Raw genomic sequence first — 26,167 nt, 5'->3', positions numbered from 1 at the left:
GCGGAAACCGTAGGGTTGCGGGCATGGGCAGGCGTGGGGCGGAGCGGCCCGTGGGGGCCGTCACGCGGGGAACGACGAATCCGAACCGGCTGCGGCGCATGGACCGCTGGATCGCCGCCGTCCACGGGCCCGCGCTGCGCCGCGCCGCCGGCCCGTACGGCCCCGTCGCCGTGGACCTGGGGTACGGCGCCGCACCCTGGACGGCCGTCGAGCTGCTGGAGCGGCTGCGGGCGGCGTGCGGGTCCGTGAGCGTCACCGGGATCGAGATCGATCCGGCACGGGTCGAGGCGGCCCGCCCCTACGAGCGCCCCGGTCTGGTCTTCGCCCACGGCGGTTTCGAGGTGCCGCTGCCGGACGGGCGGCGGCCCATGCTGATCCGGGCCGCGAACGTGCTGCGGCAGTACGACGAGCGGGAGGTCGCCCCCGTCTGGGACCGGCTGCGCGCCCGCCTGGCGCCCGGCGGGCTGCTGGTGGAGGGGACGTGCGACGAGATCGGGCGGCGGCACGTGTGGGTGGCGATCGGCCCGGAGGGGCCGCGCACGGTGACGTTCGCGACCCGGCTCGGCTCCCTGGGCGCCCCCTCCGACCTGGCCGAACGGCTGCCCAAGGCGCTCATCCACCGCAATGTGCCCGGTGAGCCGGTGCACGCCTTCCTGCTCGACATGGACCGGGCCTGGGCGGCGGCCTCACCGTACGCCGCGCTGGGCGCGCGGCAGCGCTGGATGCGTTCGGTGAAGGAGGTCGCCGCCCGCTGGCCGGTCGTGGACGGACCGCGCCGCTGGCGCCAGGGCGAGGTCACCGTGCGGTGGGAGGCCCTGGCGCCGGGCGGCAGCGGCAGGAAGGGGATGTGAGGGCGCGGGTCTCGAGTTCCTCGGGCCCCGGCGCCCTCGGGGCCGGCCGCTCAGCTCGTCAGCTGCTTCTTTCCGGAGCCGCCGCTGATCTGGATCTTGCGCGGCTTGGCCTGCTCGGCCACCGGGATGCGCAGCGTCAGGACACCGGCGTCGTACGAGGCGTCGATCCGGTCGGTGTCGAGGGTGTCGCCGAGGAAGATCTGGCGGCTGAACTTGCCGGTGGGCCGCTCGGCGGCGATCCGCTCGGCGTCCTCCGGCCCGAGCCACCGGCGCTCGGCGTGGACGGTCAGGACGTTGCGCTCGACGTCGAGGTCGATGCTCTCCGGGTCGACGCCGGGGAGGTCGAAGTGGACCACCACGTCGTCACCGGAGCGGTAGGCGTCCATCGGCATTCCGACCGGGCGGGCGGTGGTGCCCAGCAGCTGCTCGGTGAGGCGGTCGAGCTCACGGAACGGGTCGGTGCGCATCAGCATCACGGGTCATCTCCTTCCCTGGCACTGCGTCCTGTGATGCCCTCTGACTCCATATATAACTCCAGGGAGGAAAATTGACAAGTGCGGACTCAACTTTATCGAAAGGGCAGGTCAGAGCGGTCTCTTCAGAGGTGCGGTGAGGGAGTCCGGCCGGGTCTCAGTCGAGGTGGAGGGCCGCCAGCAGGGCGTCGACGAGCAGCCGGTCCTGCTCCTGGGTGAGCTGCCGCCGGGCCTCCTCCGGGGACAGCCACAGCAGCCGGTCCACCTCGTCTCCGGGGGTGAACGCCCCGCCGGTCGCCTCGGCGGCCCAGTAGCGGACCTCCTTGGTGCGGCCGCCGGTCTCGTAGCGCGTGGTGGGCAGCACCGCGCCCGGTGTGCAGGACATGCCGGTCTCCTCGCGCACCTCGCGCACCGCCGCGGGCAGGGCCGCCTCGCCCTGCTTGAGCTTGCCCTTCGGGTGCGACCAGTCGTCCCACTTGGGCCGGTGGACGAGCGCGATCTCGATGCCCGCCTCGCCGGCGCAGGCGCCCGCCCCCGCACCGGAGCGCGTACGGCGCCACAGCACACAGCCGGCCGCGCGGATCGTACGCGTGCCGGGGCCGGGGCCGGAGCGTGAGCCGGAGCCGGGCGCGGGGCCGGCGCCCGGGCCGCCCATCAGCGGCCCCGCTCCGCACCGGAGGCCACCGCGGCCGCGTCCGCCCCGGGCGCCCGCCGGTCCGCTCCCGCCTGCCGGCTCTGGTGGGCGGAGGCCGCCGGGCGCCACAGCCGCCCGAAGCCGAACCTCGCCGCCTCCACCTCGTGCCGCTGGTCGGCGTGGAGCACCCCCAGCGCGTAGGCGGTGGCGGGGGCGATACGGGGGGTGCGGGCCGCGGCGGCCGCCGCGGAGGCGGCCTCGGCGGCGTCCCGGTGCCGGTCCAGCGCCCGGCTCGCGGCGGTCAGCGCGGGATCGTCGGCGCCCAGCACCTCGTGGGCGTAACGGCGCAACCGCACCAGCAGCCGCACCTGGTTCCAGGCCGCGTCCAGCTCCCCGTCCACGACGAGGGTGTGGGCGAACGCCTCGCCGTTGTACGACTGGCGGGCCCGGGTCAGCGGCAGCGCCTCCACCGCCTCCGCCGCCCGCCGGTGGGCCAGCTCGGCCAGCGGCGGCAGCACGCGTACGGCCGGGCGGGCGGCGGCCTCGCCGGTCAGCGGCGCCTCGGAGGCCAGGACGGCGACCGCGTCGGCCACGGCGTGGAAGCGGGCCGAGCCGAGCGTCTGGAGGGCTGCGGAGTGGGCGCGGGTCCGGGCGAGGGTGAGCTGCCGCTCCAGCAGCGCCCCGGCGCGGGCCGCCCCGATCCCCAGGCCGCCGCCGGATGAGGAGGAGCCGCGCTGGGCGGGCGGGCCGGGCGGCTCGGCGCCCACGGCCCCCGTCGGCGCCGACGACAGCCGGTGCAGCGCCCCCAGCAGTCTCTCCAGCCGCGCCTCGTACGCCCGCTCCCGCCCCAGCACGCCCGACAGCCAGGCCAGCTCGGAGCAGAGCTGGTCGGCCCGGGCCGCCTCGGTCAGCGGCCGGTAGACCCGCAGTGCCGCGCCGATGCGGCGGGCGCAGCGGCGCATCGTCCGCACGGCCTCGGCCGCGACGGCCGCAGACTCCGCGCTGCCCGCGCTCTCCTCGTGCAGCCGCAGGCCGCGCAGGAAACCGGTGGCCTGCCGGTGGAGGTACTCGGCCAGCACCTCGCCCGCCGTGGCCTCCCCCAGATCCAAGGGCGCCTCGCCGGGGTCCTCGCGGACCTCCGGAAGCGTCTGCGGATACGGCTCCCCTCCCCCGTCGGCCGCGTTGAGGGGCAGGTCATGTGGCTGGACCACGTCGGCGCCTCCGGGCGTCGATGAGCATTTCCTGGACGTTCCGCAGGGGCCGTCCCTCGGCGTCGGTCGCGTGACGCGTCCACTCGCCGTCCGGGCCGAGGTGCCAGGAGGCGGTGGTGTCCGCCATGCCGGTCTCCAGCAGCCGGTCGAGGGCGGCCCGGTGGCCGGGGTCGGTGACCCGTACCAGCGCCTCGATGCGCCGGTCGAGGTTGCGGTGCATCATGTCGGCGCTGCCGATCCACACCTCCGGATCGCCTCCGCCCGCGAAGGCGAAGACCCGGGAGTGCTCCAGGAAGCGCCCCAGCACGCTGCGCACCCGGATGTTCTCCGACAGCCCCGCCACCCCCGGCCGCACCGCGCAGATGCCGCGCACCCACACATCCACGGGCACCCCGGCCCGGGAGGCGCGGTAGAGGGAGTCGACGAGCGCCTCGTCGACGATCGAGTTGACCTTGATCCGCACATACGCCGGCCGCCCGGCCCGGTGGTGGGCTATCTCCCGGTTGACGCGCTGGATCAGCCCGTCGCGCAGCGAGCTGGGCGCGACCAGCAGCCGGCGGTAGGTGGTGCGGCGCGAGTAGCCCGACAGCCGGTTGAACAGGTCGGACAGGTCGGCGCCGACCTGCGGGTCGGCCGTCAGCAGGCCCAGGTCCTCGTACAGGCGGGCGGTCTTGGGGTGGTAGTTGCCGGTGCCGACGTGGCTGTAGCGGCGCAGCGTCTCGCCCTCCTGCCGCACCACCAGCGACAGCTTGCAGTGCGTCTTGAGGCCGACGAGGCCGTAGACGACGTGGCAGCCGGCCTCCTCCAGCTTCCGCGCCCACTTGATGTTGGCCTGCTCGTCGAAGCGGGCCTTGATCTCCACCAGCACCAGCACCTGCTTGCCGGACTCGGCCGCGTCTATCAGCGCGTCCACGATCGGGGAGTCGCCGGAGGTGCGGTACAGCGTCTGCTTGATCGCCAGCACGTCCGGGTCGGCGGCGGCCTGCTCCAGGAAGCGCTGCACGGAGGTGGAGAAGGAGTCGTAGGGGTGGTGCAGCAGCACGTCGCGCTCGCGCAGCGCCCCGAAGACGTCGGGTGCGGAGGCCGACTCGACCTCGGCCAGGTCGCGGTGGGTGCCGGCGACGAACTTGTGGTACTTCAGCTCCGGCCTGTCCAGCGAGGCGATCCCGAACAGGCCGGTGAGGTCCAGCGGGCCGGGCAGCGGGTAGACCTCGGCCTCGGTGACCTTCAGCTCGCGCACCAGCAGGTCCAGCACGTACGGGTCGATGGACTCCTCGACCTCCAGGCGCACCGGCGGGCCGAAGCGGCGCCGCATCAGCTCCTTCTCCAGCGCCATCAGCAGGTTCTCGGCGTCGTCCTCCTCCACCTCCAGGTCCTCGTTGCGGGTGACCCGGAACCTGTGGTGGGCGAGGACCTCCATCCCGGGGAACAGCTCCTCCAGGTGGGCGGCGATCACGTCCTCGATGGGCACGTAGCGCTGCGGGGAGGCCTCCAGGAAACGGGACAGCAGCGGCGGTACCTTCACCCGCGCGAAGTGGTTGTGCCCGCTGACCGGGTTGCGCACCACCACGGCCAGGTTCAGCGACAGCCCGGAGATGTAGGGGAAGGGGTGCGCCGGGTCCACCGCCAGCGGGGTCAGCACGGGGTAGATCTGCTGCCGGAAGAGGGTGAACAGGCGGGCCTGCTCCTTCTCCGTGAGGTCCGGCCAGCGCACCAGATGGATGCCCTCGTCGGCCAGGGCGGGCAGGACGTCCTGCTGGAAGCAGGCGGCGTGCCGGGCCATGAGCTCGCGCGAGCGGTTCCAGATCAGCTCCAGCACCTCGCGCGGCTGGAGGCCGGAGGCGGAGCGGGTGGCCACCCCGGTGGCGATACGGCGCTTGAGGCCGGCGACGCGCACCATGAAGAACTCGTCGAGGTTGCTGGCGAAGATGGCCAGGAAGTTCGCCCGCTCCAGCAGCGGCGTGGCGGGGTCCTCGGCCAGCTCCAGCACCCGCTCGTTGAAGGCGAGCCAGCTGCGCTCCCGGTCGAGGAAACGTCCCTGCGGCAGCTCCTCGTCCGCCCCGTCGGGGCCCTCGCCCTCCCGGTAGGCGTCGGAGTCGGCGTCGAGGCCGGGCTCGAGCGCGTGCCCCGGCGCGATCATGGCGTGCGGGCGCGAGGCGGCGATGGAACCGACTGAAGGCTGGACAGGCTGGCTCATTCCTCCATTGTTCCGCGCCGCCAGAGGCAACGGCGCGTCGGGAAGCTGCGGCCCGGGGCGTGGCCCCGGGGCCGACGCCTTCGGCACGACGGGCTGCATTCCGCGATGCTCGCAAGCGAGTTTGAATCGCCGGTTAAGCCGACATGGCTGTCAGGCGATCCCCGCACTTCGCGCGGGTGCCGCGCGCCGGAACGGTTCGCTCCGGCGAACCGTCGCGGCGGTGCTCCGGGAGTGTACGGCGGGGTGCGGCGGGCGCCGCCGGGGTGGGGGCGAAGTGGGGTACGAGCCGGGGCCGGGCGAGGCGGAATTCCTCGTTCGAGCGATTTTCGAACCCTTGTGACCCATAGTGACCGATACATCACTACCGTGGTCGATGGCGGCGTTCCGGCCGTGTTCCGGACATCGGGCGCTGTGGAATCGCGGGCCGGATCTGTGCGGCCTGTACGGGGTGACGGGCCGGGGGCGGGCCTGTTGGACACGGGCGTGACTGAGGGGATGGTGCGAATGAGCACGGACAACGGCGGCAGGGACCGCTCGGACCACACCACCGACGGCGCGGACGGCGCCTCCTGGGAAGAGGACTGGGAGGACGACTACGGCCCGGCGATCCGGGCCACCTGCCGCCAGATCAAGCTGTGGCGAGAAGGAGCGGGCCTGACGCAGCAGGAGCTGGGCGACGCCATCGGCTACAGCCTGGGCATGGTCTCGGCCGTCGAGCGCGCCAAGCGGCTGCCGCACCCGGACTTCCTGACCAAGGCGGACCGGGTCATGGGCGCGGACGGCAAGCTCGCCGCGATGAAGAAGGACGTGGAGGAGGCCAGCTACCCGAAGAAGGTGCGGGATCTGGCCAAGCTGGAGTCCGAGGCCGTGGAGGTGGGGTCGTACACCAACACCGTCATCGACGGCCTCCTCCAGACAGAGGAGTACGCGAGAGCGCTGTTCGGCCTGCGCCTCCCCGCATGCAGTGAGGAGGAACTCGAACGACTGGTGGCCGCACGCATGGCCAGGCAGGAGATCCTGACGCGGCATCCCGCCCCTCTTCTGACCTTTGTTCAGGAAGAGGCCACACTTCGGCGCCCGCTCGGAGGCAGGGCTGTCCTGCGACGCCAGATTGAACATCTCCTGGAACTGAGCGAATTGCGGCACGTCAAGATCCAGGTGATGCCCACGGAGATCGAGGAGCATGCCGCGCTCAGCGGATCGCTGAGGGTTCTGAGCTTCAAGGACAGAACAGCAGTCGCCCAGAACGAAGTTCAGCTCACCAGCCGCCTGATCTCCGACCCGAAAGAGGTGCGGATTCTGGAGATGAGGTATGGCATGCTTCGTGCCCAGGCCCTCACACCGCGTGAGTCTCTGGCCTTCATCAGGAAAGTGCTGGGAGAGATGACATGACTCTCAAGCCCTCCGCCGGAGACGGCTCGGAGCTGGAGTGGACCAAGAGCAGCCACAGCACCAACGATGGACCCGCGTGTGTTGAGGTCGCCACCGCCTCCGGCACGGTCCACGTCCGCGACTCCAAGCGCATACGGGGAGCCCGGCTGACGTTCACGCCGGAGGCGTGGGCCGACTTCACCGCGTACGCCGCCGGTCGCTGACCGGGCCCTCCACAGCCGCTCGGACTGATTGTCAGAGGTCGCCTCTACGTTCGTGTGCCATGACGACCACGGCATCAGCGGTGCACACCTACACCTATCTCCGGCCCTCGGCCGTGCGCGGCGGCGCGGGCGGGCCCGAGCTGGGGCTGGAGACCTCGGGCGGGGCGACGCCGACGGGGATGAGCGCGCATCCCCGGTTCTTCTCCGGGTTCGTGACCGCTCCCGAGGCCGCCGCCGCGGCTCTGCTGTCCGTCGCCGACGTGGCCTCGGCCCGCTACTACCAGCGCCTGGCGGCCGCGTCCCTGGACCCGGTGGTGACGGGCAACGGCGACCGGCTGCGGTTCGAGTCGTTCTCCGGCTGCTGCGGCGTCTACGCCCGTCTCGACATCCTCGGCGAGGGCCTGGACGGGGACGACATCGGCCACGGCACCACCAACGTGGACGTCAACAACCCGCTGCGCGAGGCGCTGGTCCGGGTGGGCCCCTCCGATCCCCTCCACCTGCGGGTCGGTCCGGAGGAGCTGGAGGTGACCACCTTCGACGGGCCGGTGGTGGAGAAGAAGGTGCCGCTGCCGGACCGCTGGCTGCGCGGCTTCGCCGAGACCCAGGTGATCGCCTCCGCCTTCGACCTGCGCGCGGAGGTCACCGCCGCCGAGGCGGTGCGCCTCCTGCGTTCCCTGCCGCGCACCCGTCCGGGTTCGGGGTCCGCTCTCTGGGTGGTGCAGGCCGGGCGTTCCCTGCGGCCGACCACCCGGCCCGTGCCCGGCGCCGTCTGCCTGCCCGGACCGGACCGGCTCTCGGCCCTGCTGCGGGTGCTGCGCCACGCCACCGGGCTGCGCCTGTACGGGCCGCCCGCGACGACCGCGAGCGGCGCGGCGGCCTCCGCCTGGGAGCTGCTGCTGCCGGGGATGCGGCTGACGCTCACCCTCTCCCCCGATCCCGCGCGCGGTTTCTCGGGGGAGGGAGCGGTGCTGGAGGCGCTGTCCGGTGAGGAGGCGGCCGAGGACGCCGATCTGGTCTCGGTGCTGCTGGCCTGGGAGCCGCGCGTGGACGTCGGGGAGCTTGCCCGGCGGTCTGGTCTGACGGCGCAGCGGGTGCGCGCCGCCCTGACCGTGCTGGGCACCGCCGGGCGGATCGGCTACGACGCGGCCGAGGCGGCGTACTTCCACCGCGAGCTGCCCTACGACGCCGGGCGGGCCGAGCGGCACAACCCCCGGCTGCGTGCCGCCCGCGAGCTGGTGGCCGCCGGTGCGGTGCGCGCGGAGGCGGACGGCACCTTCACCGTCACCGCCGGCGACCACGACCACCGGGTGCGGGCCGGGGGCGAAGGACTGAGCTGCACCTGCCGCTGGTGGGCCCGCTACCGGGGCGGGCGTGGCCCGTGCCGTCACGCCCTGGCCGTGCGCATCGCCCTGGACGCCCGGGGCGGCCAGGACACCCGGGACACCCCGGCCTCCGCCGCCACGACCACCCGGGCGGGTGCCCGGTGAGCGGCATGGGAGGCGCCCTGGCCCGGCTGGTGCGCGGACGGGCGCGCACGGACCATCTGACCGACGGGGAACGCGAGGTGCTGGCGGCAGCCGAGCGGGAGCTGGACGGGGACTCGTACGCGGTGCTGCTCGCCGTGGCGGGCGGCGAGCACCGGCGGCTGCCCGACCTGATCGCCGCCCTGTCCGACGCCCAGCGGCGCTCGTGCGTGCCTCATCTGAAGGCGTGGCGCACCCGGTTGCGCGAGGAGTGGGGCTACCAGGCCCGGCCGCGCAGGCGGGCGCTGGTCATCGCGGGCGCCGGCTGCCACACGGGCGCGGCCGCTGCCGCCCAGTGGCTCGGGCACACCGATCTGAGCCTGGTCGAGCCCGCCGACACCCCCTGTCTCCTGGCGGTCCTCGGTGACCGGCCGGCGCACTGGCAGGGGGATGTCGCCCACCGTGTCGCCGGGCGCCGCCAGGCGGACAGCGAGTGGGGCTGGGGCCACTACACCCTGGTCGAGGCGCTGGTCCTGCGCTCGGGATGCGCCGTGCCGACCGGCGGGGCGTTCGTCCAGGAATGGGTGCGGAACCGGAGCTGGCCTTCTCGGCCCCAGCACCGGCCCGGCACCCCGGACGGCACCCCCTACTCGCTTCTGGAGCGGCTGCGCGCCGATCCGTTCCTGGACGCGCTCGCCCCGCTCATGCTTGAGGTGGAGGGCGTCGGCGCCCTGCTGACCGAGGGCACCGACTCCTGGCCGAAGGCCCTGGCGGCGCTCGCCGCCGAGGGGCGGCTGGAGCGTTCCGCACTGCTCGACGGCTGCCTGTCCCGGCTGCTGCGGGGTGGACGCCCGGCCGAGCTGCGCGGTTTCCTCTCCGTCCTGAACGGGCTCGCCCCCACCGACGACGAGTACGCGGCCCGCGCCACCACCCTGCTGCGGCTGCTGCCCGACGCGCCCTCCACCGTCGCGGCCCACGCCCAGGAGCGGCTGACCGCCCTGGACGCGGCCGGGCGGCTGGACGACGAGCGGTTGGCCCAGGCGTCGCGGGCGGTGCTGTTCCGGACGGAGAAGAAGCTGGTGCGCGCCCAGTTGAGCTGGCTGGACGCCGCCGCCCGCCGCGACCGGGGGCGGGCCGGGGCTGTGGTGCTCGCCGCCGCCGACGCCCTCGGACACGAGGACACCGCCCTCCAGGAGCGGGCGCTGAACCTGATCGCCCGCCACCTGAAGCACGCCGGGGACGCGGTGCTCCCCGAACTGGCCTCGTCTGCCGAGGCGTTGAGCCCCGCCTTGCGTCCCCGCGCCGCCGAGTTGCTGGGGGTGGAGCCGCCGGACGACGGGGCCGCCGGGCCCTGGGAGGATCTCCTGCCACCCGTCCCCGAGCCGGTGCCGTTGGCGCCGCCGCTCGCCACGGCCGCCGAGGTGGCCGAGGAGGTCGGCGCCGTCATGGCCGCCGTACGGGCGGCCGAGTTCCGGCCCGCCACCGCACCCGGTGTCGACGCGGCCGCCTTCGAGCGGGCCCTGGACGGTCTGGTCCGCCACGCCCACCGGGACCGCGACGGCCTGGTGCGGGCGCTGGAGCCGGTCATACGCGACCGCCCCTGGAACGGGCGGCATGCCTGGTGGGGCGATCCGGGGCCGGGCCACATCCACTACGTGGCGGCGGTGCTGTGCGGCGAGGACTCCCCTCTCCCACCGTCGACATCGGGCGCCCATGCGGTGCCACATCCGCGCGGACGCGACTTCACGCCCTTCGGGGAGGCTCTCGCGGCCCGTCTGCTGGAGGCCGCGTGGCGGGTGCTGAACGACCCGCCGCCGTTCCTGCTGGCCGCCCCCACCACCGCCGACGGGCGGATCGACCCGGCCGAACTGGTCGCCCGGCTGGCCGAGTACGAGCGGACGGGCGCCGTGCCCGGCCCCTGCGATCTGGACCAGGCACTGCTCCGGCTGGACATCTCCGCCGCCGGTCCGGACGTCCTGGCCGCCGCCGGACGGCTGGACGGCGAGGCCGGGCGGCGGGTGCGCGTCTGGCTGGAGGCGGGCGGCCCGTCGCTGCCCGAGCCGGTCCGCGACGCACGGCCCACGCACCGCCTGCGCGGCTACGGCAGCCCCGTCGTCCGGGTGCGGCTCTCCAGCGCGGCGGCGACCCCGCCCTGCCCGCTCGGCACCGCCTTCCAGCGGCTGCTGGGCGTGTACATCGCCGACGGCAAGCGGGACGAGACGTCCTGGAACACCGGCGCCCGCCTGTGGCCGTCCGTCCTGCCCGTCCACCGCGAGCTGGTGGCCCTGCGCCTGCAGCCCACCTTCGCCGCCACCGGCGACGAGGAGCTGCGCGGCGGCGCGGCGCTGCTGCCCGCGCTGGCCGAGGCCGGGGGCGCGGCGGGGCCGGCCGTCCACCTGGGGCTGGCGCACACCCTGGGCGCGCGGCATCCGGAGGACCGCACCGCGGCCGTGGACGCGCTGCTGGTGCTGGCGGCGCGCGGCGATCTGGACGCGGCGCGGCTGGGCCGGGATGTGGCCGAGACAGTGGCGGCCGGGACGGTGAAGCCGAACCGGCTGCTGGAGTCGCTGCGGGAGGCGGTGCGTGCCGGGGCCCCGGCCACGGTGTTCGCGGTGCTGGCCGCCGCGCTGCCGGGGATGCTGGCGACAGGTGAGCCGGTGCGGGGGCTGCCGGATCTGCTGGCGCTGGCCGCCGAGTGCGCCGGGACCTGCGGGGCGCGCGGTCCGGTCGGCGGGGTGGCCCAGGCCGCCGACCGGGGCGGCGGCGGCCGCCTGGTGAAGGAGGCCCGCCGGCTGCGGGACGTACTGGGGGCGCCCGTGGCGGTCTGAGCCCGCCACCGGCCGCCCCGGGCGGTCCCCGTCGGCCACCCCCGGCCGGCGGCCGGCTCAGCCCTCCGTGCGGTACATCAGGTCCACCTCGTGGGTCTCGAACCCCAGGCCCTCGTAGACCTTCACGGCCGCGGTGTTGTCGGCGTCCACGTACAGCATCGCGGTCGGCAGGCCGCGGTCGCGGGCGAGGTAGCGCAGGCCCACCAGCGTCAGCGCCTTGCCCAGGCCGCCGCCCTGGGCGCCCGGGGCGACGCCGACGACGTACACCTCGCCGAGCTGCTCGGCGCTGTGGACCTTCGTCCAGTGGAAGCCGAGCAGCTCCTCACCCTCGCCCTCCCCGTCACGCCCGCCGTCGCGCACGGCGAGGAAGAAGCCCTTGGGGTCGAACCACGGCTCGGCCTTGCGGTCGTCCAGGTCGCGCTGGGTCATGCCGCCCTGCTCGGGATGGTGGGCGAAGGCGGCGGCGTTGGCGGCCAGCCAGGCGACGTCGTCCCGGCCGGGTACGAAGGCGCGCAGCCGCACGCCCGGCGGCAGCGACGGCTCGGGCAGGTCCAGGCCCGCCAGCGGGCGCCGCATCTGCCGCAGTTCGCGGAAGAGGGTGAGGCCGAGCAGCCGGGCCAGGTGGCGTGCGGCCGGGTGGCCGCCGTGCGCCCACACCCGCAGCCGCCGGCCCGACGCCTCCAGCAGCGCGCGGCCCAGGGCCAGTCCGTGGCCCTGGTTGCGGTGGTCGGGGTGGACGACGAACTCGCCGGTCGGGGCCTCGACCGGGTCGGTGTCCTCCAGTTGCCCGTAGCCGGCCAGCTCCCCCTGTTGCCAGAGCAGCAGGTGCCGTACTCCCGCGCGGCGCCCGCCGCGCAGCTGGAGGCGGCCCTGCTCGGAGACGGCGGGCTGGCCGTCCACCCGGGCGGCCTCGTCGATCAGCGCCTGGGCCTGCCGCACGGCCTCGGGCGTCAGCTCGTCCACAACCACCACGTCGCTCATGGGGAGAAGCCTACGCAGCATCGAAACCATGCGGTTACCAACGCGACAATGACACGCTACGCGCGTTGACCTAGGCTTCCCCCCGCCACCACCGGCCACTTCCGGGCCAACTCCCGGCCTCGACAAGGGAACAGAAGGGGACAGAACATGTCCACTCCGCCCAAGCGGTCTCCCCTCTCCCGCAGACTCACCGCAGCCGCGGCCGGTCTGCTGACGGTCGGCGCCCTCGGCGCCGCCATGCCCGCAGCCGCGCAGGACGCCCCGTCGGACGCCCCCGGCGACCGCGGCGCTCACCACGGCCGCACCGTCGACCTCCAGGTGCTCGCCATCAACGACTTCCACGGCAACCTGGAGCCCCCGGCCGGCTCCTCCGGCCGTGTGACCCACGAGCACCCCGACGGCACCACCGAGCAGATCGACGCGGGCGGCGCCGAGTACCTCGCCACCTCCCTGCGCGAGGCCCGCAAGGGCAACCCGTACTCGGTCACCGTCGCCCCCGGCGACATCGTCGGCGCCAGCCCGCTGCTGTCTGGCCTCTTCCACGACGAGCCCACCATCGAGGCGATGAACGCCCTCGGCATGGACGTCGTGGGCGTCGGCAACCACGAGTTCGACGAGGGCGCCGCCGAGCTCAAGCGCCTGCAGAGGGGCGGCTGCCACCCCGAGGACGGCTGCTACGACGAGGGCCGCACCTTCGGCGGCGCCGACTTCCCGATCCTCGCGGCCAACGTCGCCGACGAGAAGACCGGCAAGCCGCTGATGGCCCCCTACACCGTCAAGAAGATGAAGGGCGTCAAGGTCGGCTTCATCGGCGTCACGCTGGAGGGCACGCCCGACATCGTCTCGGCCGAGGGCGTCAAGGGACTGAAGTTCCTCGACGAGGCCGAGACCATCGACAAGTACACCGAGGAGCTGCGCCGCAAGGGCGTCAACGCCGTCATCGCCCTGGTCCACGAGGGCGGCATCCCGGAGTCCAGCGCCTACAACGCCGACTGCGGCAAGGACGGCGGCAGGCTGTCGGGCCCGATCGTGGACATCGCGAAGCGGACGAACGCGGGCGTGGACGCGCTGATCACCGGCCACACCCACCAGCCGTACGTCTGCTCCGTCCCCGACCCGCGGGGCGAGGACCGCCTGGTCACCTCCGCCGCCTCCTTCGGCCGGCTGTTCACCGAGCTGAACATGGAGTACGACCGCCGCACCCGCGACATCGTGCGCGCCTCGGTCCAGGGCTCCAACCGCGTCGTCCACCGCAACCAGGAGAAGGCCGCCGACCTCACCTCCCTGATCGACTACTGGAAGGGGCTGGCCGCGCCCGTCGCGGGCCGTCCCATCGGCTGGATCTCCGAGGACATCACCGCCGACCGCACCAGGCCCGAGTCCCCGCTGGGCGACCTGATCGCCGACGCCCAGCTCGCCCACGCCCGCGGGCTGGACCCGGAGGCGGACCTGGCGCTGATGAACCCCGGCGGCATCCGCGCCGACCTGGTGTACGCGGCCTCCGGCGCCGAGGGCGACGGTGTGGTGACGTACGCCGAGGGCTTCACCGTCCAGCCCTTCTCCAACACCGTCAACCTGACCACCCTCACCGGTGAGCAGCTCCTGACGGTGCTGCGCGAGCAGGTCAGCGGCGCCAACGAGGACTCCCCGAAGATCCTCCAGGTCTCCTCCGGCCTCACCTACACCCTCGACCTCACCCGGTCCGGCGCGGACCGGATCGTCGCGGACTCGGTGCGGCTGAACGGCGAGCCGATCGACCCGTCGGCCTCCTACCGCGTCGCGGTCAACTCCTTCCTGGCGGGCGGCGGCGACGGCTTCCCGACGCTGGCGCGGGGCACCGACCCGCTGGTCGGCGGCGACGACCTGGCCGCCCTCCAGGACTACCTGACCGCCAACTCCTCCGCCGGCGACCCGCTGGGCGCCCCGGCGGCGGACCGGATCACGGTCATCCGGTAACCCCCCACGGCGGATGACCCTCCCTCCGCGGGCCGCCTTCCCCCGGCCCGCGGAGCCCCCCACAACGCCGCCGACCGGTCCCCCGACCGGTCGGCGGCGTTCCGCGTCCGCGGCGGCTCCGCGCGGCGGGCCGGAAAACGCTTCGACGCCGCGCGCCGTCCCGCCTAGGCTCGACCGCCATGACCACCCTCCGGACGTTCCACGGCATCCCCGTCCTGATGTGCGCCGACGAGGGCGCGGCCATCGGGGAGCGCGAGGCGCTGGACCTGATCGGCGACGCCGGGTACCAGGGCGCCCGGTGGGTCGCCGTGCCCGCCGGGCGGCTGCACGAGGACTTCTTCCGGCTGCGCACCGGCCTCGCCGGGGAGATCGTCCAGAAGTTCGCCAACTACCGCATGGGGCTCGCCGTCGTCGGCGACGTCTCCGCCCGCACGGCGGCCGGGACGGCGCTGCGGGACTTCGTCCGCGAGTGCGACCGCGGCAGGCAGACGTGGTTCGTCGCCGACGAGACGGAACTCGCCGAGCGCCTCGCCCCGTAGCGCGTTCCGCGCCGTTCCGCCGCGGCGCGCCGGCCTGTGCCCTACGGTCGTCCCATGGAGTTCCGCGAGACCGGCGACCGGCGGTCCCTGCGGCGTCCCTCGATCGAAGAGGACGACCTCCGGAACCTGAGCAAGTTCGTCTGCCTGGTGCGTGATGACGGCTTGGTGGAATCTCCGCCGATCAGAGAGGCGACCTGCTGGAACCGCGGCCGAGCGGTTCGGCGAGTTCCGGGAAGTCTGGGGCAGGAAGTACCCGGCGGTCGTCCGGCTCCGGGAGAACTCCTGGGCCGAGTTCGTGCCCTTTCTCTCCTTCGACGTGGAGATCCGCAGGGGGAGATCCGCAGGGTGATCCGCTCGACGAACGCGGTCGATTCCGTCAACGCCCCCATCCGCAAGGCCGTCCGGCCCCGTGGGCACCTCCCCGAGGAAACCGCGGCACGGGAATCCGGTGTTCACCTTGCGCTCGGCGGATCGGACGATCAGGGGTTTTGATCCGGCGGGGGCACCGGGGCGCCGGGGAGGCGCAGGACGGCCTCCGTGCCGCCGCCGGGGGCCGGGTGGAGGGCGATCTCGCCGCCACTGCGGCGCACGGTGCGGGCCACGATGGCCAGGCCCAGGCCCGAGCCGGGGAGGCTGCGGGCGGACGGGGAGCGCCAGAAGCGGTCGAAGACGTGGGGGAGTTCGTCCTCGGGGATGCCTGGGCCGCGGTCGCGTACGCGCAGGGTGCCGGTGGATCCGTCGAGGCGTACGTCGATCGTCCCGCCGGGCGGGGAGAACTTCACCGCGTTGTCCAGCAGGTTGACCACCGCCCTCTCCAGCGCGGCCGGTTCGGCGCGCACGTACCAGGGGGCCAGGTCGCGGGTGATGGTGATGTCCGAGCCGCGCAGCCGGGCGCGTTCCACCGCGCGTTCGGCGATCTCGTGGAGGCCGGTGATCTCCACCGGTCCGCCGGCGGACGCCGCGTCGGGCCGGGACAGCTCCTGGAGATCGCCGATGAGGGCGGCGAGTTCGCCGATCTGGGCGCGTACCGACTCCAGCAGTTCCCGGCGGTCCCCGGGCGGCAGCGGGCGGGCGGCCTGCTCGCTGCGCACCAGCAGGTCGATGTTGGTGCGCAGCGAGGTCAGCGGGGTGCGCAGTTCGTGTCCGGCGTCGGCGATCAGCTGCTGCTGGAGGTCGCGGGAGGTGGCCAGGGCGGCGGTCATGGCGTTGAAGGAGCGCGACAGGCGGGCGATCTCGTCGTCGCCGTCGACGGGGATGCGGACGGCCAGGTCCTCGGTGCGGGCGACGTGCTCGACCGCGTCCGTCAGCCGGTCCACCGGGCGCAGGCCGGCGCGCGCGAGCAGGACGCCGGCGCCCGCCGCGCCGAGCACGCCGGTGGCGGCGACCAGGCCGAGGACGAGGGCGAGGGTGTCCAGGCTCTGGTCGATCTCGGTCATCGGGCGGGCCACGGTCACGGCGGCGTCCGTGCCGCGCAGGGGGGTGGTGAGCACGCGGTACTCCTCACCCCCGGCGGTGACGGTGTGCAGGGCCTCCGCGCGCTCGCCGCGGGCGACGGCCACGTCGGCGGCGGAGACCGGCAGGGGCCGCTCCCCGAAGGCCATGCAGCTGTCGCCGTCGCGGTCCACGAGTTGCACGGTGGAGTCGAACGGGTTGGGGGTGTCCAGCCGCTCCTCCTCCGGCACCGCCCGGCACTGCCCGGCGCGTACGAGTTCGATGAGCCCGCTGCCGGGGACCCGGTTGGCGTGCAGGGCGTCGTCGAGGGAGTCGACGAGCTCCGCCCGCACCAGGAGCCAGGCGGCCAGCGAGCACGCCGCCACCGCGACCGCCACGGCCGCCGCGACCAGCAGTGCCAGACGTGAGCGCAGCGGCAGGGAGTTGAGCCGGGAGGTCACGGGTGCGCCTCTCCCGGTGCGGGGCCGGGTGCTGTGCCGGGAGCGGTGCCCGGGGCGTCCCGCAGGACGTAGCCGACACCGCGCACGGTGTGCACCAGGCGCGGCTCGCCGCCCGCCTCGGTCTTGCGGCGCAGGTACATCACGTACACGTCCAGGGAGTTGGAGGAGGGCTCGAAGTCGAAGCCCCAGACGGCCTTGAGGATCTGCTCGCGGGTGAGGACCTGGCGCGGGTGGGCCATGAACATCTCCAGCAGCGTGAACTCCGTGCGCGTCAGCTCCACCGGCCGCCCGCCGCGGGTGACCTCGCGCGTGGTGAGGTCCATGCGCAGGTCTGCGAAGGAGAGCGCCTCGGTCTCCTCGGCGCCGGCCTGCTCGCGGGCGTAGGAGCTGCGGCGCAGCAGGGCGCGGATGCGGGCCAGCAGCTCGTCCAGCTCGAACGGTTTGACCAGGTAGTCGTCCGCGCCCGCGTCCAGGCCGGTGACGCGGTCGCCGACGGTGTCGCGGGCGGTGAGCATCAGCACGGGGACGGTCACCCCCCTCGCGCGCAGCCGCCGGGCGGCGGTCAGCCCGTCCATGCGCGGCATCAGCACGTCCAGGATCACCAGGTCGGGGCGGTACGCCTCCACCTGCCGCAGCGCCTCCAGGCCGTCGGCGGCGAGCTCGGTCTCGTAGCCCTCGAAGGCCAGGCTGCGGCGCAGGGCCTCCCGTACGGCCGGCTCGTCGTCGACGACCAGCACGCGCGCGGGCGGGGCGGGGTGGGACGTGGCGGAGGAGGCAGTGGTCATGGTGGCGAGTGTCGCACCCGCCTCATCCGCCGGCGCGCAGGTCGTCGAGGATCTCCTTCACGTCGTTCACGGGTACGGCGAAGCCCAGGCCGACGCTGCCCGCCTCGGCGGCGGCGGAGGCGTTGCCGTGGATGGCGGAGTTGATGCCGATGACGCGGCCGCTCATGTCGACCAGCGGGCCGCCGGAGTTGCCGGGGTTGAGGGAGGCGTCGGTCTGGATGGCCTCGTAGGTGGTGGTCTCGGGACCCAGCTCGCCGTTGTACCGGTCGCCGTCGAACTCGAAGGGCCAGGACCGGTCGTCCCTGGGCCGGCCCTCCTCGCCCGTCCGCTCCACGGTGACCTCGCGGCCCTTGGCGGAGACGATGCCGCTGGTGACCGTGCCCGACAGGCCCTGGGGCGAGCCGAAGGCCACGACCCGGTCGCCGACGCGGACGGCGTCGGAGTCGCCGAGTTCGGCGGGGGTGAGGGTGAGGCCGCCCGCGTCCTCGACCCGGATCAGCGCCATGTCGAGGTCGGGCTCGGTGCCGACGATCTCGGCGCGGGCGGTGTCGCCGCCGGAGAAGGTGACCTCGATCTCGGTGGCGCCGGAGACGACGTGGTTGTTGGTGAGGATCTCGCCCTTCTCGGAGATCACCACGCCGGATCCGGTGGCGGAGCCGGAGCGGGAGGAGGCGCCGATCTCCACGACGCTCGGGGTGACGGCCTTGACGACCTCGGCGACGCCGGTGCCGGTGTCGGCGGCGTTGGTTCCGGGGACGGAGGAGGTGGCGGCGGGCGCGGCGCCGTTCCCGAACGCCCCGGCGGCCAGGGTCGCCGTACCGCCGCCGACCGCGGCGGCCACGATCGCCACGGCCGCCAGCAGCCCGGCGGGGCGGCGCGCCCGCCGCCGGGCGTGCGCCCCGGGTGCGGGCCCGGGCGCGGACTGGGGCGCGGGCTGGGGCTGGGGGGTGGTGGCGTCCGGAACGGAGGGCTCGTACGGCGGGCGGGGCGGATACGCCTGATTCGTCTCGTGGTCGCTCATGCGCACAACCGTGCGCGTCCGGCATGAGAACTTCATGAGGGCGGGCTGAGACCCGGGGAAGAACCGCCCCCGGGGTGTCCCGGCCGGAGCCCCGGCCGGCCCAGTCAGCCGCCGCAGCCGCAGGAGCGGCGCACCACCAGCCCCGACGGGAACTGCCGCACGCGCTCGCGCCGCGAGCCCGTCGCGCGCACCCCGTCGTCCAGCACCAGGTCGACCGCCGCGCGGGCCATCGCCTCGCGGTCCGAGCCCACCGTGGTCAGCGGCGGGTCGGTCAGCGCCGCCTCCTTGACGTCGTCGAACCCGGCCACCGCCAGCTCGCCGGGCACGTCCAGGCCCAGCTCGCGGGCGGCGCGCAGCACGCCGATGGCCTGGTCGTCGGTGGCGCACACCAGCGCGGGCGGGCGGTCGGGACCGGCCAGCAGGTCCAGGGCGACGCGGTAGGTGTCGTAGCGGTTGTAGGGGGCCTGGAAGAGGCGGCCGTCGGTGGAGCGGCCGGCCTCCTTCATCGCCCGGCGCCAGCCCTCGACGTGGTCGGTGACCGGGTCGCCGTAGGCGGGGGTGGACTCCACGCCGCCCAGGCAGGCCACGTACTCGTGGCCGTGCTCCAACAGGTGCCGGGTGACCATCTGGGCGCCGCCGACGTCGTCGAGGACGACGGCCACGTCGTCGATCGCCTCGGGCCTGCGGTGCAGCAGCACCACGCGCGCGTCCCACGCCTCTATCTCGGCGGCGGCGCGCTCGCTGGGGCCCTGGCTGATCAGGATCAGGCCCGAGACGCGCATGCCGAGGAAGGCCCGCAGATAGTGCACCTCGCGCTCGTCGAGGTAGTCGGAGTTTCCGACGAGCACCATCTTCCCGCGGTCGGCGGCGGCCTGTTCGACCGCGTGCGCCATCTCCGCGAAGAACGGCTGCCGGGCGTCGGGGACGATCAGCCCTATCAGGTCGGTGCGCCGGGACGCCATCGCCTGCGCGACCCGGTCCGGCCGGTACCCCAGCTCCTTGATCGCGGCGAGCACCCGCTCGCGGGTCGCCGGCGCGACCGGCCGCGGCCCATCGTTTATCACATAACTGACGACCGCGGTCGACGTACCCGCCAGTCTCGCCACATCGTCCCGCGTCACCTTCGCCACAGCGGAAGTCTACGCGCGCCGACTCAGTTCCCTCCCCGGCGAGCGGCGGTCCTCCGCCCGCTCCCGGCCGCCTCCCCGCCGACGCCGTTCGCCGCGTCCTGCGCCATCCTCTCGGCGGCGTCCACGGTCGCCTTCGCGTCCTTGCGCGCCTTGCGCTCCTCGGCGGTCGGCTCCTTCTTCTCCGGCAGCACGAAGCGGTAGCCGACGTTGCGCACGGTCCCGATCAGCGACTCGTGCTCCGGGCCGAGCTTGGCCCGCAGCCGCCGTACGTGGACGTCCACGGTCCGGGTGCCGCCGAAGTAGTCGTAGCCCCACACCTCCTGGAGGAGCTGCGCCCTGGTGAACACCCGGCCGGGGTGCTGCGCCAGGTACTTCAGCAGCTCGAACTCCTTGAAGGTCAGGTCCAGTACGCGCCCCTTGAGCTTGGCGCTGTAGGTGGCCTCGTCGACCGACAGGTCGCCGGTGCGGATCTCCGCCGGGCCGTCCTCACCGGAGATCTGCCGCCGCCCGGTGGCCAGCCGCAGCCGGGCCTCGACCTCGGCCGGGCCGGCGGTGTCCAGCAGTACGTCGTCCACGCCCCACTCGGCGGTGACGGCCGCGAGGCCGCCCTCGGTGACCACCAGGATCAGCGGGCAGCCCGGCCCCGTGGAGCGCAGCAGCTGGCACAGGGAGCGCACCTGCGGAAGGTCGCGGCGGCCGTCGATCAGGACGGCGTCGGCGCCGGGGGTGTCCACCAGCGCCGGGCCCTCGGCCGGGGCCACACGGACGTTGTGCAGCAGCAGGCCGAGCGCGGGCAGGACTTCGGTGGAGGGCTGGAGGGCGTTGGTCAGCAGGAGTAGTGAGCTCATGACGTCGAGTCCTTCCCCGGCCCCTTGGTGGGGCGTGTGGCGGCACTGCTTCGTACTGCGCTCCGAAAGCACGAAAGGACCCGGGGGCGGCGCTGCCCGGATCCTTCTCGTCACCGACAATATCCCACATGAGCGAGGACGCGGAGGGGAAGGAAGGGCTTTCCCGTGGCGGGACGGTCACCGAGGGTGCCGGGGACGCGGGGCGGCGGGCGCCTTCGCGCACGCTCCTGCGAGCCCGGCTGCGGACGGACGACGGGGTGGGCATAGACGCCTGCTACCAGCCGCGCGAGGGCGGTTCCGGCGGCCGGGACGAGGGCGCGGCACGGGCTGCCGGACGGGGCCCGGCGATCGTCGTCGCGCACGGATTCACCGGCTCGCTGGAGCGGCCCGCGGTGCGACGAGTGTCACAGGTCTTCGCCCGGCACGCGGGCGTGGTCACGTTCTCCTTCCGCGGGCACGGCCGCTCCGGCGGGCGCTCCACGGTCGGCGACCGGGAGGTGCTCGACCTCGCCGCGGCGGTGCGCTGGGCGCGTTCGCTGGGGCACTCGGCGGTGGCGACGGCGGGCTTCTCGATGGGCGGCTCGGTGGTGCTGCGGCACGCGGCGCTCCACCGGGCGGAGCCGGCCGGGGCGGCATACGGTGCCGGACCGGCCGGCGGGAGAGGACCGGCCGCCGGGAGCGGTGCCGGTGACGCTGCGCACAGGATGCACCGGGGGCGCACAGGCGCACACACCGACGTGGTCGTCGCCGTGAGCGCCCCCGCCCGCTGGTACTACCGGGGCACCCCGGCCATGCGGCGGGTCCACTGGGCGATCCAGCACCCCGCCGGGCGCCTGGTCTCCCGCTACGGGCTGCGTACCCGTATCCACCACCAGGACTGGGATCCGGTACCGCTGTCGCCGGTGGAGGCCGCACCGCTGATCGCCCCGACCCCGCTGCTGGTGGTGCACGGCGACCGGGACGCCTACTTCCCGCTGGACCACCCGTACTCGCTGCTCGACGCCGCCGACCCGGCGCACACGGAACTGTGGGTCGAGCGCGGCTTCGGACACGCCGAGAACGCCGCGCCCCCGGAGCTGCTGGAGCGGATCGCCGCCTGGGCGACGGCGCGGACCGGGCGGGCGCCGCGCCATCATGGTGACGGCACGACGGACGGCTGAGAGGGACACACCATGCCGAGCGGCATGATCCGCTACTGGGCCGCGGCCAAGGCCGCCGCCGGGATCACCGAGGAGAGATACGAGGCCCACACGCTGGCCGAGGCGCTGGCCGAGGCGAGCCGGCGGCACGCCGGCCGGCCGGACTTCGACCGGGTGCTGGGCATGTGCTCCTTCCTGGTGGACGGCGAGCCGGTCGGCAAGCGCGACCACCATCTCGTCCGACTGACCGAGGGCGGCACCGTCGAGGTGCTTCCCCCCTTCGCGGGAGGCTCCCGATGACCGACCAGCAGTACCCGCCCGGGCAGCCGTACGGCTCGCAGCCCGGCCCCTACGGCCACGAGTACGACCGCGAGCACGGCCACGGCCACGGCCCTTCGGGCCGCACGGGCCCCGCGTACGGCGGGTACGACGCGTACGGCGGGCACGGCGGGCAGGAGGCGTACGCGGAGCACGGCGGGCAGGACCGGTACGGCCGGTACCAGCAGCACGAGCAGTACCAGCAGTACGACCAGCACGGCCGGTACGCCGCCCCGGGCCAGGAGCCGTACGGCGCACCCGGCGTACCCGCTCCGCCCCACCACCCCGGCCCCGGGCCCCTGCCGCCGGAGCAGGGCGGCGCGGCCGGCGCACCCGGCGCGGCGTCCGCCGCGCCCACCGTCACCGCCGCGGCCCCCGCCGCCGCGGCCGGCTCCGCCGGCGCCCCGCGGCGCACCAGCAGCCCGATCATCGCGCCGGGCCTGACGCCCGCCGCCCTCACCGCCCTCCTGGCCGCTCTCCTCGCGGCCACCGCCCAGCTCTCCCGCCCGGTGTCGGCCGTCGCCGTGGTGCTGCTCCAGGCGGTCACGGCAGCGGGCTGGTTCCGGCTCAACGGCATGTGGCCCGCGCGGCAGGGCATCGCCCTGGCGTTCCTGGCGGGCGTCACCGCGGACATCGCCCTGCTGGCGCTCGGCGTGGAGCACGCCTCGGCCGTCGTCATCGGCACGCTCGGAGCGTGGGTCCTGTTCGTCCTCGTCCTCCAGCTGCGCAACCACTCCTCGCCCGACGAGCGCCTGTACGCCCTGACGGCCGGGGTCACCTCCACCGCCCTCGCGGTGCTCGCCACCGGCCATCTGGCCGCCGAGCCCGACGCGGTGACGGCCGGCGCGCTCGCCGTGGCGGCCGCCGCGCTCGTCCGGGCGCTGCCGCTGCCGCAGGCGGTCTCCGTGGTCGTCTCGCTGTCGGCCGCGGCGGGGGCCGGTGCCGCCGCCGGGCAGTTCACCTCCCTGGGCGGTTCCGGCGCGGTGCTGGGGCTGGCGGCCGGGGCGTGCGCGCTGATCGGGCTGCGGGTGGCGAGCTACGACTTCCCCTCCCGCTTCGTCCACATGACGGCCGGCGTGGCACTGCCGCTGACCGCCGCCGCGCCCGCGGTCTACCTGCTCGGCAGGGCGCTCGCGTAGGGGCGCGCGGGACGGGCGGCGGGCGCCGCGCGGGGCCGGGACGGCGGGGCCGGGGGCGGCGGGCCCGGCCGCCGCATGGGGCCGGTGGTACAGACCTGTCACAGGACACCACGGGTTAGGCTCGCCGGAACCCGATCGGCCTCTGTCGGCGTCGGTCAGATCGATCAGCCCGATTCGACCAGCCCGATCAGCTCGGCCCGATCAGCGCGACCAGTCCGACCGACCCGACCGCACCCGGCCACCCTGGGGGACCACCACGATGCGCGCACTCAAAGCCCTGCTGGGACTTCTCGTCCTCTTCGGCGGCCTGTTCGTCGGCGCCGACCGGCTGGCGGTCAACTTCGCCGAGGACAAGGTCGCCGAGAAGGTCCAGAGTTCCAGGGGCCTGGACGAGCGGCCCGCCGTGGAGATCAACGGCTTCCCCTTCCTGACCCAGATCGTGGGCAAGGAACTGGAGTCGGTGGACGCCACGATGAACGGGCTGACGGTCCAGGTCGGCGGGCGCGACGTGGACGTGACCGAGGTGGACGTGCACCTCGGCGACGTGCGGCTGGAGAACAACTTCTCCTCCGCCGTCGCCGACCGGGCCACCGGCAGCGCGCGGATCAGCTACCAGGACCTGACCGAGGCGGGCGCCAAGGGCGCCTCCCTCGCCTACGCCGGTGCGGAGCGGGCCGCGAAGAACCAGGTGAGGCTGGACGTGAACCTCACCCTCGTGGAACTCACCCTGCACAGCTCGCTGAAGGTGGAGAACGGCGACACCGTCGCGCTGCACGCCGAGGACCTGCCCGACCTGCCCGTGGCCGAGGACGTGGTGCGGGCGCAGATAGACCGCAAGCTGGAGATCACCGGCCTTCCCGAGGGGCTGAGGCTGGAGAGGGCGGAGGTGGACGAGAAGGGCGTCGTGCTGCACCTGAGCGGCTCGAACGTGGATCTGGCCGGCTGACGCCGGGGCGGGCGGCCGAGGCCGTCCCCGCCCGTCCCGCTCGACGCACCCCTCACGCACCGCCACCCCGTCCACTCTCCGAGACACGCGAGTCCGCCCCTCAGAACCCCTCTCCCGGGCATCCGCGCATCCGTTCGGGAGGGTTCCCCGGCCCCACTCCCGTCTCGCATTCCGGGCATTCGCTTCTCACCATGTGGAACCACGGTGACACGCCCGCCCCTCCGTACCTACGATCGGCCCCATGAAGCGACAGGCGGATCTCACGAAGCGACGGGCAGTCGATCTTTGCCGTGTCGCCGCCATGCTCTGTCGCGCCGTCGTCTGACGGCCGGCTCTCGGTGCCCTTCGCAGCCCGGACCGCAGCCGCACACCACCCCCGCTGTCCCCGCCACCGCGGCGTACAGCCCCGTGCATGCCCGCCGGCGCCCGGCGCCGCCGCACGCACGTCCACCGCACCGCACACCCCGCAGTACCTGCCCTCCGGAGGAGAGACATGAGCCGCAGTGACGTCCTGGTCGACGCCGACTGGGTCGAGGCCCACATCGACGACCCCAAGGTGGTCATCGTCGAGGTGGACGAGGACACCTCGGCCTACGACAAGAACCACATCAGGAACGCCATCCGGATCGACTGGAAGGCCGACCTGCAGGACCCGGTCCGCCGCGACTTCGTCGACCAGGCCGGCTTCGAGAAGCTGCTGTCCGAGAAGGGCATCGCGAACGACGACACCGTCGTCCTCTACGGCGGCAACAACAACTGGTTCGCGTCCTACGCCTACTGGTACTTCAAGCTCTACGGCCACCAGGACGTCAAGCTCCTCGACGGCGGCCGCAAGAAGTGGGAGCTGGACGCCCGCGAGCTGGTCTCCGAGGTGCCCTCCCGCGCGAAGACCGAGTACAGGGCCAAGGAGCAGGACAAGTCGATCCGCGCCTTCCGCGACGACGTCGTCGAGGCCATCGGCAAGCTGAACCTGGTGGACGTCCGCTCCCCCGACGAGTTCAGCGGCAAGCTGCTCGCCCCCGCCCACCTGCCGCAGGAGCAGTCGCAGCGCCCGGGCCACGTCCCGACCGCCAGCAACATCCCGTGGTCGAAGTCGGCCAACGACGACGGCACCTTCAAGTCCGACGAGGAGCTGAAGGAGCTGTACCAGGAGGCGGGTGTGGACCTGTCCAAGGACACCATCGCCTACTGCCGCATCGGCGAGCGCTCCGCCCACACCTGGTTCGTCCTGCACGAGCTGCTGGGCCAGGAGAACGTCAGGAACTACGACGGCTCGTGGACCGAGTACGGTTCGCTGATCGGCGTGCCGATCGAGCTCGGCGACGGCAAGAGCGCCTGAGCCACCTCCCTCTCCACACTCAACTCCTCGTTCCGGAAGGAAGAGCACCCGACATGTGCGGAGCACAGGCAGGCGGCCCCGACGCCTCCTCCATCAAGCCCGGTGAGACGACGATCCAGGGCCAGGTGACCCGCGACGGCGAGCCCGTCACCGGGTACGTCCGGCTGCTGGACGGCACCGGCGAGTTCACGGCCGAGGTCCCCACCTCCGCCACCGGCCAGTTCCGCTTCTACGCCGCCGAGGGCACCTGGACCGTGCGCGCCCTGGTGCCGGGCGGCACCGCGGACCGCACCGTCGTCGCCCAGCAGGGCGGCCTGGTGGAGGTTCCCATCGCGGTGTGACCGCGACCGCAGGACGGCCGCAGGACGGCCGCCGACGGCCGTATGACGTACGGAGGCCGTGCCCCGGGGTTGGACACCTTGTGCGGGGCACGGCCTCCGTCCTGTCCGGACGCGGGCGTCCGGCGCGCGTCCGGACAGGCCGCTCAGTAGACGAGGGCCTGTACGCCCTCCCCCGTGATCTCGCTGACGAACACCTGGGCCCCTGCGATGCGGACGCCCTCGATCACGTCCTTCTCCTCGATCCCGCGCCGCGCCGCGCACTGGGTGCACAGGGTGATCCGCCCGCCCGCCAGGACGCCGTCGAGCAGATCGGGCAGCGGCGCGGAGTGCGGCAGCTCGAACTCCGCCGCCCGGCCCGGCAGCGCGAACCACGCCGACTCCCCGGTCAGCCAGAGCGACACCTCCACCCCGCTGGCCACGGCCACCGCCGCCACCGTGAAAGCCTGCGAGCACCGCTCGGGCGCGTCCGCCCCGGCCGTCACCTTGATCACGAGCTTCTTCGACACAGCTGCCATGCGGACCACGTTAGCCCGTGGCC

25 protein-coding genes and 1 pseudogene are annotated in these 26,167 nt (G+C 74.1%); 15 read left to right on the top strand and 11 right to left on the bottom strand.

The window, feature by feature from the left end; all coding sequences use genetic code 11:
* The first annotated feature begins 23 nt into the window (after positions 1-23).
* Positions 24-851 (top strand): class I SAM-dependent methyltransferase, encoded by an 828-nt coding sequence (locus ACW69E_RS04260; protein WP_457496815.1) that lies wholly within the window; start codon positions 24-26, stop codon positions 849-851.
* Positions 852-901: 50 nt separating this feature from the next.
* Here ACW69E_RS04260 and ACW69E_RS04255 read toward each other — a convergent pair whose 3' ends face one another.
* The 4 genes from ACW69E_RS04255 to ACW69E_RS04240 form a co-directional block, all read right to left on the bottom strand.
* Positions 902-1,324 carry an Hsp20/alpha crystallin family protein gene (locus ACW69E_RS04255; RefSeq protein WP_457496814.1) on the bottom strand — a complete coding sequence of 141 codons (423 nt, stop codon included), beginning with the start codon at positions 1,322-1,324 and terminating at the stop codon, positions 902-904.
* A 157-nt stretch (positions 1,325-1,481) separates the two neighbouring features.
* Entirely contained in the window at positions 1,482-1,979 is a 498-nt protein-coding gene (locus ACW69E_RS04250; RefSeq protein WP_457496813.1) for an NUDIX hydrolase, read from the bottom strand.
* Positions 1,979-3,169, bottom strand: a complete 1,191-nt coding sequence (locus ACW69E_RS04245) for a CHAD domain-containing protein (protein ID WP_457496812.1) — start codon at positions 3,167-3,169, stop codon at positions 1,979-1,981. The genes ACW69E_RS04250 and ACW69E_RS04245 overlap by 1 nt, the downstream gene beginning before the upstream one ends.
* Positions 3,153-5,366 (bottom strand): RNA degradosome polyphosphate kinase, encoded by a 2,214-nt coding sequence (locus ACW69E_RS04240; protein WP_457496811.1) that lies wholly within the window; start codon positions 5,364-5,366, stop codon positions 3,153-3,155. The genes ACW69E_RS04245 and ACW69E_RS04240 overlap by 17 nt, the downstream gene beginning before the upstream one ends.
* A 504-nt stretch (positions 5,367-5,870) precedes the next feature.
* Between ACW69E_RS04240 and ACW69E_RS04235 the strand changes: the two genes are divergently transcribed.
* The 4 genes from ACW69E_RS04235 to ACW69E_RS04220 are packed head-to-tail and all read left to right on the top strand — an operon-like array spanning position 5,871 to position 11,255.
* The gene (locus ACW69E_RS04235) at positions 5,871-6,758 is read left to right on the top strand and encodes a helix-turn-helix domain-containing protein (protein ID WP_457496810.1); all 888 of its coding nucleotides are present in this window, start codon (positions 5,871-5,873) and stop codon (positions 6,756-6,758) included.
* The gene (locus tag ACW69E_RS04230; RefSeq protein WP_093847141.1) at positions 6,755-6,961 is read left to right on the top strand and encodes a DUF397 domain-containing protein; all 207 of its coding nucleotides are present in this window, start codon (positions 6,755-6,757) and stop codon (positions 6,959-6,961) included. Before ACW69E_RS04235 ends, ACW69E_RS04230 begins: the two co-directional genes overlap by 4 nt.
* A gap of 59 nt (positions 6,962-7,020) precedes the next feature.
* A complete protein-coding gene (locus ACW69E_RS04225; protein WP_093847143.1) occupies positions 7,021-8,451 on the top strand; it encodes an SWIM zinc finger family protein in 1,431 nt (476 codons plus the stop codon).
* A complete protein-coding gene (locus tag ACW69E_RS04220) occupies positions 8,448-11,255 on the top strand; it encodes a DUF6493 family protein (protein ID WP_457496809.1) in 2,808 nt (935 codons plus the stop codon). The genes ACW69E_RS04225 and ACW69E_RS04220 overlap by 4 nt, the downstream gene beginning before the upstream one ends.
* Before the next feature lie 57 nt (positions 11,256-11,312).
* Here ACW69E_RS04220 and mshD read toward each other — a convergent pair whose 3' ends face one another.
* Positions 11,313-12,236, bottom strand: coding sequence for a mycothiol synthase (mshD, locus tag ACW69E_RS04215; protein ID WP_457496808.1), 924 nt, complete (start codon positions 12,234-12,236; stop codon positions 11,313-11,315).
* A 147-nt stretch (positions 12,237-12,383) separates the two neighbouring features.
* On the opposite strand from mshD, the gene ACW69E_RS04210 reads away from it, so the two are divergent.
* The 3 genes and pseudogenes from ACW69E_RS04210 to ACW69E_RS04200 all read left to right on the top strand — a co-directional run.
* Positions 12,384-14,192 carry a bifunctional metallophosphatase/5'-nucleotidase gene (locus tag ACW69E_RS04210; RefSeq protein ID WP_457496807.1) on the top strand — a complete coding sequence of 603 codons (1,809 nt, stop codon included), beginning with the start codon at positions 12,384-12,386 and terminating at the stop codon, positions 14,190-14,192.
* Positions 14,193-14,371: 179 nt separating this feature from the next.
* Entirely contained in the window at positions 14,372-14,731 is a 360-nt protein-coding gene (locus tag ACW69E_RS04205; RefSeq protein ID WP_457496806.1) for a DUF4180 domain-containing protein, read from the top strand.
* Between the two features lie 205 nt (positions 14,732-14,936).
* Positions 14,937-15,217, top strand: a pseudogene (locus ACW69E_RS04200) (transposase); the annotation flags it as partial.
* Here the strand turns inward: ACW69E_RS04200 and ACW69E_RS04195 are convergent.
* The 5 genes from ACW69E_RS04195 to ACW69E_RS04175 all read right to left on the bottom strand — a co-directional run bounded on the left by ACW69E_RS04195 (position 15,211) and on the right by ACW69E_RS04175 (position 20,407).
* Complete coding sequence (locus tag ACW69E_RS04195) at positions 15,211-16,623, bottom strand: HAMP domain-containing sensor histidine kinase (protein ID WP_457496805.1); 1,413 nt, start codon at positions 16,621-16,623, stop codon at positions 15,211-15,213. The pseudogene ACW69E_RS04200 and the gene ACW69E_RS04195 overlap by 7 nt on opposite strands.
* Positions 16,620-17,408, bottom strand: a complete 789-nt coding sequence (locus tag ACW69E_RS04190) for a response regulator transcription factor (RefSeq protein ID WP_457496804.1) — start codon at positions 17,406-17,408, stop codon at positions 16,620-16,622. The genes ACW69E_RS04195 and ACW69E_RS04190 overlap by 4 nt, the downstream gene beginning before the upstream one ends.
* Before the next feature lie 22 nt (positions 17,409-17,430).
* Complete coding sequence (locus ACW69E_RS04185) at positions 17,431-18,429, bottom strand: S1C family serine protease (protein WP_457496803.1); 999 nt, start codon at positions 18,427-18,429, stop codon at positions 17,431-17,433.
* Positions 18,430-18,533: 104 nt separating this feature from the next.
* On the bottom strand, positions 18,534-19,559 hold the full coding sequence (locus tag ACW69E_RS04180; protein WP_412694868.1) for a LacI family DNA-binding transcriptional regulator: 1,026 nt from the start codon (positions 19,557-19,559) through the stop codon (positions 18,534-18,536).
* A 23-nt stretch (positions 19,560-19,582) separates the two neighbouring features.
* Positions 19,583-20,407 carry a response regulator transcription factor gene (locus ACW69E_RS04175; protein WP_457496802.1) on the bottom strand — a complete coding sequence of 275 codons (825 nt, stop codon included), beginning with the start codon at positions 20,405-20,407 and terminating at the stop codon, positions 19,583-19,585.
* Between the two features lie 128 nt (positions 20,408-20,535).
* Between ACW69E_RS04175 and ACW69E_RS04170 the strand changes: the two genes are divergently transcribed.
* The 7 genes from ACW69E_RS04170 (at position 20,536) to ACW69E_RS04140 (ending at position 25,629) form a co-directional block, all read left to right on the top strand.
* Positions 20,536-21,567: an alpha/beta hydrolase gene (locus tag ACW69E_RS04170; protein ID WP_457496801.1), complete on the top strand. Its 1,032-nt coding sequence runs from the start codon at positions 20,536-20,538 to the stop codon at positions 21,565-21,567.
* Positions 21,568-21,579: 12 nt separating this feature from the next.
* On the top strand, positions 21,580-21,846 hold the full coding sequence (locus tag ACW69E_RS04165) for a MoaD/ThiS family protein (RefSeq protein ID WP_457496800.1): 267 nt from the start codon (positions 21,580-21,582) through the stop codon (positions 21,844-21,846).
* On the top strand, positions 21,843-23,003 hold the full coding sequence (locus ACW69E_RS04160; RefSeq protein ID WP_457496799.1) for a hypothetical protein: 1,161 nt from the start codon (positions 21,843-21,845) through the stop codon (positions 23,001-23,003). Before ACW69E_RS04165 ends, ACW69E_RS04160 begins: the two co-directional genes overlap by 4 nt.
* A gap of 259 nt (positions 23,004-23,262) precedes the next feature.
* On the top strand, positions 23,263-23,949 hold the full coding sequence (locus ACW69E_RS04155) for an LmeA family phospholipid-binding protein (protein ID WP_457496798.1): 687 nt from the start codon (positions 23,263-23,265) through the stop codon (positions 23,947-23,949).
* A gap of 241 nt (positions 23,950-24,190) precedes the next feature.
* The gene (locus ACW69E_RS04150; RefSeq protein WP_369126573.1) at positions 24,191-24,274 is read left to right on the top strand and encodes a putative leader peptide; all 84 of its coding nucleotides are present in this window, start codon (positions 24,191-24,193) and stop codon (positions 24,272-24,274) included.
* Between the two features lie 168 nt (positions 24,275-24,442).
* A complete protein-coding gene (locus ACW69E_RS04145) occupies positions 24,443-25,288 on the top strand; it encodes a sulfurtransferase (protein ID WP_457496797.1) in 846 nt (281 codons plus the stop codon).
* A gap of 53 nt (positions 25,289-25,341) precedes the next feature.
* The gene (locus ACW69E_RS04140) at positions 25,342-25,629 is read left to right on the top strand and encodes a DUF1416 domain-containing protein (RefSeq protein ID WP_093847173.1); all 288 of its coding nucleotides are present in this window, start codon (positions 25,342-25,344) and stop codon (positions 25,627-25,629) included.
* Between the two features lie 143 nt (positions 25,630-25,772).
* On the opposite strand, the gene ACW69E_RS04135 is transcribed toward ACW69E_RS04140, so the two are convergent.
* Positions 25,773-26,135: a DsrE family protein gene (locus ACW69E_RS04135; protein WP_093847175.1), complete on the bottom strand. Its 363-nt coding sequence runs from the start codon at positions 26,133-26,135 to the stop codon at positions 25,773-25,775.
* Between the last annotated feature and the right edge of the window lie 32 nt (positions 26,136-26,167).

Source organism: Streptomyces sp. SS8, assembly GCF_054072955.1.
Note: the sequence above shows the minus strand (reverse complement) of the source record. Positions and strands in the feature narration are given on the sequence as shown.